12 protein-coding genes are annotated in these 11,759 nt (G+C 35.0%); 3 read left to right on the forward strand and 9 right to left on the reverse strand.

The window, feature by feature from the left end:
- Nucleotides 1-7: 7 nt before the first annotated feature.
- From MKD52_RS05975 to MKD52_RS05995, 5 genes are read right to left on the reverse strand one after another with little or no spacing between them, the layout of a single operon-like run.
- Entirely contained in the window at nt 8-541 is a 534-nt protein-coding gene (locus MKD52_RS05975) for a hypothetical protein (RefSeq protein ID WP_242099608.1), read from the reverse strand.
- Entirely contained in the window at nt 531-827 is a 297-nt protein-coding gene (locus tag MKD52_RS05980; protein WP_112057800.1) for an AtpZ/AtpI family protein, read from the reverse strand. The genes MKD52_RS05975 and MKD52_RS05980 overlap by 11 nt, the downstream gene beginning before the upstream one ends.
- Nucleotides 817-2,136, reverse strand: coding sequence for a glutamate-1-semialdehyde 2,1-aminomutase (gene hemL, locus MKD52_RS05985; RefSeq protein ID WP_242099609.1), 1,320 nt, complete (start codon nt 2,134-2,136; stop codon nt 817-819). Before hemL ends, MKD52_RS05980 begins: the two co-directional genes overlap by 11 nt.
- Nucleotides 2,137-2,146: 10 nt before the next feature.
- Nucleotides 2,147-3,319 carry a glutathionylspermidine synthase family protein gene (locus MKD52_RS05990; RefSeq protein ID WP_242099610.1) on the reverse strand — a complete coding sequence of 391 codons (1,173 nt, stop codon included), beginning with the start codon at nt 3,317-3,319 and terminating at the stop codon, nt 2,147-2,149.
- A gap of 2 nt (nt 3,320-3,321) precedes the next feature.
- The gene (locus MKD52_RS05995) at nt 3,322-3,963 is read right to left on the reverse strand and encodes a UPF0323 family lipoprotein (RefSeq protein WP_242099611.1); all 642 of its coding nucleotides are present in this window, start codon (nt 3,961-3,963) and stop codon (nt 3,322-3,324) included.
- 162 nt (nt 3,964-4,125) lie between these two features.
- Between MKD52_RS05995 and MKD52_RS06000 the strand changes: the two genes are divergently transcribed.
- The 3 genes from MKD52_RS06000 (at nt 4,126) to MKD52_RS06010 (ending at nt 8,213) form a co-directional block, all read left to right on the forward strand.
- Nucleotides 4,126-5,550, forward strand: coding sequence for a major outer membrane protein (locus tag MKD52_RS06000; RefSeq protein ID WP_242099612.1), 1,425 nt, complete (start codon nt 4,126-4,128; stop codon nt 5,548-5,550).
- Between the two features lie 204 nt (nt 5,551-5,754).
- Nucleotides 5,755-7,086 (forward strand): phosphomethylpyrimidine synthase ThiC, encoded by a 1,332-nt coding sequence (gene thiC / locus MKD52_RS06005; protein WP_112057805.1) that lies wholly within the window; start codon nt 5,755-5,757, stop codon nt 7,084-7,086.
- An 11-nt stretch (nt 7,087-7,097) separates the two neighbouring features.
- Nucleotides 7,098-8,213, forward strand: coding sequence for an Mrp/NBP35 family ATP-binding protein (locus MKD52_RS06010; protein WP_242099613.1), 1,116 nt, complete (start codon nt 7,098-7,100; stop codon nt 8,211-8,213).
- 51 nt (nt 8,214-8,264) lie between these two features.
- Here MKD52_RS06010 and MKD52_RS06015 read toward each other — a convergent pair whose 3' ends face one another.
- Genes MKD52_RS06015 through MKD52_RS06030 form a run of 4 tightly spaced genes read right to left on the reverse strand, consistent with a single transcriptional unit; the run spans nt 8,265 to nt 11,757 of the window.
- Nucleotides 8,265-9,125: a thiamine-phosphate kinase gene (locus tag MKD52_RS06015; protein ID WP_242099614.1), complete on the reverse strand. Its 861-nt coding sequence runs from the start codon at nt 9,123-9,125 to the stop codon at nt 8,265-8,267.
- 14 nt (nt 9,126-9,139) lie between these two features.
- Entirely contained in the window at nt 9,140-9,967 is an 828-nt protein-coding gene (gene nadC, locus MKD52_RS06020) for a carboxylating nicotinate-nucleotide diphosphorylase (protein ID WP_242099615.1), read from the reverse strand.
- A gap of 9 nt (nt 9,968-9,976) precedes the next feature.
- Complete coding sequence (gene nadA / locus MKD52_RS06025; RefSeq protein ID WP_242099616.1) at nt 9,977-10,972, reverse strand: quinolinate synthase NadA; 996 nt, start codon at nt 10,970-10,972, stop codon at nt 9,977-9,979.
- Between the two features lie 2 nt (nt 10,973-10,974).
- On the reverse strand, nt 10,975-11,757 hold the full coding sequence (locus MKD52_RS06030) for a phosphatidylserine decarboxylase (protein WP_242099617.1): 783 nt from the start codon (nt 11,755-11,757) through the stop codon (nt 10,975-10,977).
- Nucleotides 11,758-11,759: the final 2 nt, after the last annotated feature.

Below are 11,759 nucleotides of genomic sequence, written 5' to 3' on the forward strand. Positions count from 1 at the left end.
CTTTTAACTATTTAGTCCTTAAAAATTCAAAAAGTAACACCAAAACTACTGCAATATTTGCTAGAATCAAACCACTAAAAAATCCTACAAAATCCAACCAACCTTTTTTTAAAAAAATTAAAAATAAAATTGCAAAGAGTGCATATGCCAATAATCTTAAAGGCATAAAAAACATTTTAAATCCAAACTTACTAGTATCTTTGCTAAACCCACGCCAAAATTTTCGCCCCCTTTGTTTGCACTCTTTTACAAACTCTTCTTCAGAGATTTGTGGTGCATTCTCATCCCAAAATTCTTCTTCCTTGTCTTCTTTGCTTTGATAGAGATTTGCCAATGCCTCCAGCTCTTCTTTAGATGATCTTAAAATAAGCCTAGAAATCTTATTTTTCTGAGCTAGACAAGTAAAACCCACAATCATAAGAAAAGAAAGAAAGGCAAAAACAAAGCTAAACGCAAAAAGTCTGCCCCAAAAAATAGTAGCCAGACTTCCGCTAACAATCAAGATTCCAACAAGCACAAAAATGGCTGTCTTAATCCTCATCATCATCCCATTTTTTTTGGTAAGCATATTTTGGATCTTTGCTTAGCTCATCTAGCTCCCTTTTTTGCCTTTTATAAGCTTTATATACATTTAAAATAGCTGCCAAAACACCCCAAACAACCCCAAGCCAAAAAAGCCACCGATAGCCAAATAGAGCCTCCAATCCATAGCCAATCCCAACCCCAATAAGCACCGCCACTACCATTGAGATTCCAAGAGTAGCATTAGAATACGCTAGTATCGCATCACTATACTTTGGTTTTTGAATAGAATCTTTATTTTCCATATGTGCCTATCTCTAAAAACACTTCTTTAGCTTTACCTAAAACTTCATCAATCATTGCTTCATTCATTCCTACACAAATAAAACCTGTCTCAAACTGCGAAGCGGCAAAATATACTCCCCTCTCTAGCATTCCTTGATGAAATTTTCCAAACAATTCTGTATCGCTCTTTAGTGCATCTTCAAAGTTTTCTACTGGATTTTGGTTAAAGAAAAACCCAAACATACTCCCTCTCACACAAGTTTGAAGTGTAATCCCAAATTCAGCTGCAATATTCTTTAATCCATTAGTTAGTTGCAAAGCAAGTGATTCTAGCTTTCCATAAATTTCAGGATTATTTTTTAGCTTTTTTAAAGCCACAAGCCCTGCACTCATTGCCACTGGATTCCCACTTAATGTGCCTGCTTGATACACGCTACCTTGAGGTGAAAGGAGATTCATAATCTCTGATCTTCCACCAAAAGCTCCAACTGGCATTCCACCACCAATAACTTTTCCAAAAGTTACCAAATCTCCATTTACTCCATAGAAGCTTTGAGAACCATTTAATGAGGCTCTAAATCCACTCATCACTTCATCTAATATTAAAACAATCCCTTCTTGTTTGCAAAGCCTCTCTAAAGATTCTAAAAACTCTTTTTTAGCAGGAACTAACCCCATATTTCCTGCAATAGGCTCTAAAATTACACACGCTACACCCTTACCTTTTTGTTTGCTAATTTGAATACAAGATTCTACGCTTTGAATGTCATTGTATCGCGCAACCAAAGTATGCTTAGTAAAATCCTCAGGCACACCAGGAGAACTTGGCGAACCAAAAGTTGCCAACCCACTTCCCGCGTTCACAAGCAAAGAATCACTATGCCCATGATAGCAACCTTCAAACTTAATAATATCATCTCTTTTTGTATAAGCTCTAGCTAATCTAATAGCGCTCATAGTCGCTTCAGTGCCACTTGAAACAAAGCGAATCTTATCAATTCCTTCATAAATTGAAATTACTTCTTTAGCCAAAGCTGTTTCCAAAGTCGTTGGAGCTCCAAAGGATAAGCCTTTTTTGATAGTTTCTATAACAATTGCTTCAATCTCCTTATCGCAATGCCCAAAAATCAAAGGTCCCCAACTTTGCACAAAATCAATATAAGTATTATTGTCTTCATCAATCAAATAGGGACCTTCCCCTCTTTTGATAAAAGGAGGTGTGCCCCCTACACTTTTAAATGCCCTAACAGGCGAATTCACTCCACCTGGAATCACCTGCTTTGCTTCATTAAAATCATTAATACTATTTAAATGATTTAAAGTTTCCATAAATTACCCTTTATTTTATTTTATGAGAGACAAATTTTGACATATTATTCAAAATCTCTCCACCTTTTCTAAAGCCTAATGCACAAGCCTCATAAGCATAAAAAACATTGGCTTGATAAAAACTTCCATTGTGCTGATTTATTAAAGCATATTCTTGATAAATCTCAGGATAATTTCCATAATTTCCACCATTTTGCACCAAAGGATTCCCTTTTGAATCAAGAATACTTACACTCTCTCCCTCCCTGCCAAAAGCATGTTTTTTTACTTGCTTTTTGCCTACCAAAGGCTCATAGGAAGTCTCTAGCAACAAAGGATGATTAGGGAATAAATCCCACAAAATCTTAAGCATTCTTTTGCTTTGAAACATTAATGTATAAGCAGGATTTAAAAAAATAGTGTTTTTATTTCGTATCATTGTAGTAATAAGATTAGCCAAATCAGGCTCATCAATGGCAATACTCTCCCAAGGAATCAATTTAAACCAAAATTCATAATTTTCTCCATTGAAACTCAAACCAGTATTTTCATCCAAATGTGCTTCGTGTGCATAACAAAAATTTGTCCCAAATCCCGCTTCTTTAGCAATAACTTCAAGCAATCGTATCGTCCTCTCTTCTTCCTCACTTCCTTGAATGCTAGAAAAAAGTATCTTCCACCCTTCATAAATTTCATTAAAATTAGAAATATCTTCACCCAAAGTAATGATTCGTTTAAAGTTATCGCACAACGATTCATATAAGCTATTAAATTGCAATGATTCCTTAAATCCATTTTTTTTAAGCAAAGCCCATTGAATAATCGCACTTTCATAAACCATTGTTGGCGTATCTGCATTAAATTCTAGTAGCTTAATGGGCGCTCCATCAAGCCCACCTGCCAAATCAAATCGCCCATACAAATGCCAATGCACTTCCTCTTCCCAACTCATTTGAATCGCTTCTACTAGATTAAAAGGGATTCCAAGCTCAAAAAATAAATCATTATCAATCACATATTGACCTGCTTCTACATACATATCATACAACTCATTGACTGCATCATAATAATTTTGTGCTTCTTGCTCACTTACTACAACAATTTCATTACTCACATAAGGCGTCTCATCAACATCTGTATGCCAACTAAGCCCTAAATTTTCTAAATCTTCGTTACTTAATGGCGTTGCTTTAATAATCTCCATTATTAACCCCCAAAAGCACTTGTGGAGCTACTAGAGCGATTCTGGGTTGCGCTAGTGTTGTTTGGAGAATAAAATCCACTGCGACCTGCACTACTTGTAGCACCTGTAGCACCTGTAGCACTACGATTAAAAGAGCTTTGTGAACGCTCATAAGCTTGTGGGGTTTTATAACTTGTTCTTTGCTGGGCTTGATAATTTTGATTATTAAAAAGCTTACTTCCAATCCAACTTCCCAAAATTGCTCCTGCTGCACTTGCTAAAATCGTTTCACCAAGTGATAATCCAGCGCCTGTTGGGTTTGTAAGTTGCGAAGTGCCTGCATCGATTTTTTTTGATTCTTCTGCTATGATTTTATCAATTTCCTCTTGACTTAAAATCCGCTCATTTCCATTAGCTTCTCTCAAAATTACACGCGTTGTATCACTTGGAGTTTCTTCTAAAATCTTATAAGTTCCATCACTTTGTTGCTCAATACTTACTGTTGCGCCATTTTTAGTTGCTTGTTCCAAACTTCCAGTGTTATTAGAAGTTTGAGCTCCATTATCGCAACCCACCAATGTCAAAATTGCTACCAATCCTAAGCCGCTTTTGCTAAAAACGCCTACAATCTTAGGATCTGATATTTTTTTTAAAAACTTTTTCATTCTCTAAAAACTCCTTAATTTTCCCAAATTTAAAAGAGATTATACACACAAGAAAATAAAATTGCCCTTGAAAAATTGTGCTATTTTTTTTATAAATTTTTAAGTTTTAATTAAATAGAATACCTGCTTTTTATTCAAATTAAAATTCTTAAAGGAAATGTGATGAAAATGACTAAAATATCTCTTGCAGCTTGCATTGCACTTGGAAGTCTTTCAACTGCAAGTTTTGCACAACCACTTGAAGAAGCCATTAAAGGCATTGATGTAAGCGGAATGTTGCGTTATCGCTACACTGATGATCGCTACAAAGATCAAAATTTTAACAAAAATGGAACCACAAAAGGAAATGCCAATCACCAATGGCGTGCAGAAGCACTCTTTAAGACTCCTGTAATCAACAATGTTTCAATGAATCTAGGAATTGGCTACCACAATGCACAACAAAATGTCAATCATGGAAAAGGGGTTGCTGATAACAATGGTAATCTTGCAACTCCTGGAACAGCTAACGCTTTCTTAGGCAATGGCTTAGGTTCTGGTTCTGATAGCCGGTTTGGTGTAAGAGAATTTAATATGGTAATTACTCCTGATTCAACTAACACCACTATTAAAGCGGGTAAAATGATTATGCAAACCCCAATTAGTGACACACTTGATGATAGAGCAACAGGTATTTTTGTAACAAATTCAGATTTAAATCACTGGACATTTAGTCTTGGGGCATTTGATTCTTGGAGCATTGATGACTATCAAACAGGATATGCACTAGATCCTAACAACGGCTCTATTGATAAACCTCTTTATACCGCTGCAGCTTTGAGCAATTATGATACAAGCATTGGAAATTTCAGCTCTCAACTTTGGCTTTTTAATGCTACAGATATGATTGATTTTGCAGGTTTTGGTGAACTTGCTTGGCAAGATTCAATGTTTCATTTAAAAGGGCAATATGCTTTTAGCAAACTCAATAGCGATGCCAATTCTCCTTGGACAGGCATATATGAAAGAAATAAAGTAAAAGAAGGGAACGATCTTTACACACTTGAAGCAGGTGTAAAATTCCACGAGCTTAATGTTCCACTTGCTGCAAAAATAGGTTATTGGGGTAACACACAAGATGGTTATGCAGTTTCACTAGACAATGAAGGATCATTCCAAAAAGTAGGACAAATTTGGTTTGAAAATGCCGCAACAGGTGTTAGCATTTCTATGTTACCTGCAACAGGACAAAAGATGCCACGAGGATTTGAATCCAATGAATTAAGTCTATTTTATGCCAACATCAACTATGACATTTTAGAAAACTTAAATCTTGGAATAGACTTCGTAAGTGGAACTAACAAAATCTCAAGAGGTCAAGGTGCAGCACACTATAGTGGTGATATTGATTTTACAGAAATCAATCCAAACATTACTTGGCAATACTCTAAATCTCTTAGAATCTTCGCTCACTACTCTATTTTAACAACAGATGCGACAAGACAAATTGCATTAGATAGCCAAAATACTGCAGCTTGGAATGATGCAGTTAATAGCGATTCTGAAGATAGAAATCGTCTAAGAGTGGAAGTTAAATACACTTTCTAATATAAATGGGAATTTTTCCCATTTAACCCCTTATTTTCTTTTTTTACTTTTTATAAAACTTTTTTGAAAGTTTGCTACAAATTCTATTTTTTTAAAAACTTTTTTCATTTCTCACAAAAAGAAAAGCTAAAATTTATTTTTATTTTGCTACCTTAATGTTGCATATTCTAAAAAATTATTATTATTCTATTTTAAGGAGAATCTATGCGAACAAAATGGGTAGAAACCCGAAAAAATGACAAAATTAAAACTCAACTCCATTATGCAAAAAAAGGAATTATTACTCAAGAAATGGAATATGTGGCTAATATCGAGCACTTAGAAGCCGAAACTATTAGAAAAGAAATCGCCAAAGGGCGCTTGATATTACCCTCCAATGTCAATCATACCAATCTAGAACCTATGGGTATTGGGATTTCTGTAAGGACAAAAATTAATTCCAATATCGGAAGCTCTGCCCTTGCAAGCTCCATAGAAGAGGAAGTTCAAAAAACAATCATCTCTATCAAATATGGCGCTGATACCATTATGGATTTAAGCACAGGCGGAGATTTAGATTCCATTCGTGAAGCGGTGATTAAAAATTCTAGCGTCCCAATTGGAACTGTGCCAATCTATCAAATTTTACACGATGTTAAAAATGACATTAATGCCTTAACCATTGATAAAATGCTAGAAGTTATGGAAAGACAAGCCAAGCAAGGCGTTAGCTATTTCACAATTCATTGCGGATTCTTACTAGAACATATGCCTCTTCTAGCCAAACGTAAAATGGGAATCGTTAGCCGTGGAGGCAGCCTAATGGCTTCTTGGATGATGCATTATCACAAGCAAAATCCTTTCTATGAAGCTTTTGATGATATTTTAGAGATTTGTCAAAAATATGATGTTTCTTTAAGCCTTGGAGATTCTTTGCGCCCAGGTTGCTTGGCTGATTCAAGTGATGCAGCTCAACTTGGTGAATTAAAAGTCTTAGGGGAATTAACCAAAAGAGCTTGGGAAAAAGATGTTCAAGTAATGGTTGAAGGTCCAGGTCATGTCCCAATGAATGAAATTGAACGCAATGTCGAACTTCAAAAAGAACTTTGCTTTGAAGCGCCTTTTTATGTTCTAGGACCGCTAGTTACAGATATTGCTGCAGGATATGATCATATTGCTTCAGCCATTGGAGCAGCCATTGCTGCTTGGAAAGGTGTTGCTATGCTTTGTTATGTTACCCCAAAAGAGCATCTAGGTTTGCCTAATGCTAAAGATGTGCGTGAGGGAATCATTGCTTATAAAATCGCCGCACACGCTGCAGATATTGCTAGAGGGCGTATTAATGCTAGAGTAAGAGATGATGCAATGAGCAATGCGCGCTATAATTTTGACTGGAACAAACAATTTGAACTCGCACTTGATCCAGAAAGAGCAAAAGAATATCACGATGAAAGTTTGCCACAAGAAGTTTTCAAAGAAGCAAAATTCTGTTCAATGTGTGGTCCAAAATTCTGCAGTTACAAAATTTCACAAGAAATTATCGAACAAAATAGTTAAAAAGGAAAAAGATGAATCAAGAACGACTAGTTAGCTTATTAAAAGAAATTATTTACCCTAATTTCGAAAAAGACATTGTAACCTTTGGGTTTGTAAAAGAAATGTTAATTCACGAAAATGCGGTTTCACTTCGCGTTGAAATCCCATCAGCTTCCTCCGAAGTAGCAGAAACACTTCGCACACAAATCACACAAAAACTCAATGCTCAAGGTATTAATAAAATCAACCTTGACATTAAACAGCCCAAACCACAAGCCCAAAATCAAAAACCGCAAGGCACAAAAAATCTCGCTCCACAAATTAAAAACTTTGTAATGGTAAGCAGTGGTAAAGGTGGGGTTGGAAAATCCACTACAAGCGTTAATCTTGCAATTGCTCTAGCTCAACAGGGCAAAAAGGTAGCCTTACTTGATGCTGATATTTATGGTCCAAATATACCGCGTATGCTAGGTTTGCAAAATGACAAACCAGAAGTGGATCAAAAACTCAAAAAACTCATTCCACTACAGGCTTATGGAATCGAGATGATTTCAATGGGAGTGCTTTATGATGAAGGACAAAGTCTTATTTGGCGTGGTCCAATGATTATTCGCGCCATTGAGCAAATGCTTAGCGATGTTTTATGGGACAATTTAGATGTAATGGTTATTGATATGCCACCAGGAACGGGAGATGCGCAACTAACTTTAGCTCAAAGTGTCCCTGTTACAGCTGGAGTTGCTGTCTCTACTCCACAAAAAGTAGCATTAGATGATGGTGCAAGAGCCTTAGATATGTTTGCAAAACTCAAAATTCCTGTTGCTGGGATTATTGAAAATATGAGTGGCTTTATTTGTCCTGATTGTGGTCAAGAATATGACATTTTTGGCAAAGGCACCACCGAAGAAGTCGCTAAAGCTTATGGAACAAAAACTCTAGCACAAATCCCAATTGAACCAAGCGTAAGAGAAGCAGGAGATAATGGAAAACCAATTGTCTATTTCCATCCTGATTCAAAATCTGCTAAAGAATATTTAAAAGCCGCTAAAGAATTATGGGATTTTATGGAAGAAGTGAATACCAAGAAACTTGCTGATAATAGTGCAATCCAACCCGTAGATACTGGCAAATCTGCTTGTTCTTCTTAAGTTTTTAAGCAAATTCCTTTAAGGATTTGCTTAAGATTCTATCTTGCCAAATTATGAATGCCAATTTTTCTTTATTTTTTTATATTTTCCCCTCTTAGCTCTAGCAAAAACAATCAAATTATGACGGAATTTCCTTGCTAAATTTTGCGCTTTTTTTAGCTTTTTAGCACCTAGGGCATAAAGCATTTGATATTCCTCTGGAGAATAAAACCACTCTCCTTTGGGTTGAAAAAATTTAAAATCTATACTATTAAGCTTTGCAAGTCTAGCTAATTCTGCAAAGATTCCATCAGAAATATCCATTCCCGCTTTAGCAATCTCATTAAAAGCTAAAATCATTTTGGGATATAAAATAGGAAAATCAAAACGAGAATTTTTAAGAATCTGATCAAAGCGTAAAGCATTTTTAAGATGCTTAAGATTCTTGCCAAAAGCTTGTTTGTTAGACAAATTTAATGGACTTCTTGGACTAAGATAAGCTAAAAAATCACCCTTTTGAATTGGTTTTCTAAAAAGTGTTTTTTTACCTTTTTCTCCAAGAATCGTAAAAGAAAAATGTAGCTTTTCCCCTACAATAGTATCACCACCCACGATTTTAACACCAAAACCTTGTGCTATAGCGCTAAAAATTCTTGCTAACTCCCTTGCCTCTTTAAAATCCTTTGGAATACAAAGTGTTAATAAAGCAAACTTTGGAATCGCATTCATCGCATAAATATCCGAGAGATTAACTAAAAAAGCCTTTTTGAAAATCCTATCTAAGCTCCCCCACTCTCGCTTAAAATGAATCCCTTCAAAAAAAGCATCATTTGCTACAACAAAATCACCAAGCACAACCCCATCATCACCTATGCCAAAACTTGTTTTGCTTTGCGTTAATTCCTCAATAAAAACCTTTTCTCTATCTCTCATTGTTTTGCTATTTTTTAGTCAATTCTCATACTCATATCAATCCAAGTTGCTTGATGGATTATCGCTCCACTTGAAATTGCATCTATCCCACTTTTAGCATATTCTTTTAAATTAGCCAAAGTAATATTGCCACTAGCTTCTAACAATACATTTGGCGCAATTAAATCTCGTATTTTAACAACTTCTTTGATTGCTGCAGCCTCCATATTGTCGCACATTAAAATATCAATTCTTGATTCTAAAGCTTCTTTGGCTTGTAAAATATTTTCACATTCTACTTCTATTTTGGTGGTAAAGGGGATTTTCTCTCGTATTTCTTGAATAAACTTACTTAATGATAAAATCCTTGATAAATGTGTGTCTTTTAACATCAAACAATCATCTAAGCCAAAACGATGATTAATAGCTCCACCATTTCTCGTGGAATATTTTTCAAAATCTCTAAGCAAAGGTCGTGTTTTTCGCGTATCTAGTAATACACACTGCGTCCCTTCTAGAGCCTTAACATACTTATTTGTAAGAGTAGCAATTCCACTGGAATGCTGTAAAAGATTCAAAATAGTTCGCTCTGCTCCCAAAATCGCACTCATCTTGCCCTTGAAAGTTGCAATTTTAGTTCCCTTGCAAAACGCCTCTCCATCTTTTAGAGAAAACTCTACTTCAATGCCTAATAATTCACACAGGCGCTCCACATAGATTCTGCCTGATAAAATACCATCTTCTTTGACTATAATATAGCTTTCTACTGCAATATTGTTTTCAATTCTTGAGTATAAATCTCCCTTGCCCATATCCTCTTTTAAAGTTGCTCTCAAAAAATCATCTAATAAAATCTTATGCATTATCTATCCTTATGAAAGTTCTAACATTTTCTCTAAAGCCCGCTTGGCTTTTATTGCCACTTCCTCTTTGAGTAATATTTCATTATATTCTTCCCCCCTATCCAAAGCTTCCAAGACATTCAAAACATCTTGCAAAGTTGTTTCATTCATTGTAGGACATTCAGGCTTAGTAGAAGAAAGCACAAAGGTATTTTGAATTCCATTATAAGGCTTTCTTAGGCGATTTACAAGATTAAATTCTGTCCCTACTACAACCTTTTGAGCTGGATCTAATTTTTGCACATATTGAATAATTTGACTAGTAGAACCAACAAAATCTGCCTTTTGCACAACACTAGGGGCGCATTCAGGATGCACTGCCACCAAAATATCAGAATATTTTTGCCGATAAAAATCCACATCTTCTGCTCTAAAAAGCTGATGCACTGAACAAAACCCATCATAGCAAATAATATCCGCATCTAAAATTTTTTCCTTTGAATCTAGCCCCAAAACCGCACTTTTTAAGTCATTTTGAGAAGCTAGATTCTGCCCTAAGCACTTATCGGGCAAAAAGAATATTTTTTTATTATGTTTGAGAGCATAATCCATAATTTTAGCTGCATTAGCACTTGTGCAAACCACTCCTTCAAGCTCTGATACTTTTGCTTTAACTTCTGCGTTAGAATTAATATAAGTTATGGGAAAAATAGAATTAATTCCATATTCTTTTAATTTTTCAATAGATTTATCAAAATAAGTATCATCAATCATTCTAGCCATAGAACAACAAGCAATCTTAGGCATAAAAACACGCTTTTGTGGTGCCAAAATTTTCACACTCTGACCCATAAAGCCAACCCCACAAAACACTATATTTTTATTGCTGCTTTGAGAAGATTTTCTAGCTAATTCCAAGCTATCTCCAATTAAATCTGCAATTTCCACAATCTCATCACGCTGATAGAAATGTGCCACTAACAATACATCAAGCTTCTTTTGCAATTCTTTGATTCTTGCTTTCATTTTCACTCCTTGTATTTGGCAATCTGTTGTCCAAAAAGCACTTTTTCTCTAGGCTTTAGATCATATTCCCAATTTTTTGAAAGAATCACAATCGTTGAACCCATATGAAAACAGCCTATTTCCTCACCTTTTTTAATTTTTATGGGATTTTTGTATTCATAGATTTTATTCATTTTAAGATTAACAATTTCTGATTCTATATTAATTTGAATTTTCCCCACATTCAAAGCACCAATTGCCACATAATAAAAAGTATTACCAAAATCATCTTGACATTCCAAAACCACTCTTTTATTTTTATTAAAAAGATTATCATTTTTAAGCAGTGATCTTTCATTGACCGACAAAAGCATTCCCTGTATAACTTCAATTCTTTTTACTTCCAAATTAACTGGTGCATGGAATCGATGATAGTCTCTTGGTGAGAGATAAAAATTAACAAAAGAATAATGTTCATCTAAATCTTGATGGATAAAATCTCTTAACCCATAGCTTTTCCCTTTGATTTGCATTGCCATATTACCTTTACAAACCCCGCTTTCCATTATCATTCCATCACAAGGAGATATCAATGTATTTTCCCTCTTATCAAAACTTCGCATCTTAACTAATGAGCGAGTAAAAAGTGCATCAAGTGTGGGATAACTCTGCAAAGTGTCAAACTCTTCTAAATCAATTTTGAATAGTTCAACATATGTCTTATTGATTAAAAATTGTAACTTAGAGCAAAAGGCAAAGCAAGACAATTTTTCAAAAATTTGTGAAATCAAATTTGTATAATGCAAGA

This window comes from Helicobacter sp. CaF467b (assembly GCF_022664765.1).
In the GTDB taxonomy this organism is placed as follows: domain Bacteria; phylum Campylobacterota; class Campylobacteria; order Campylobacterales; family Helicobacteraceae; genus Helicobacter_D; species Helicobacter_D colisuis.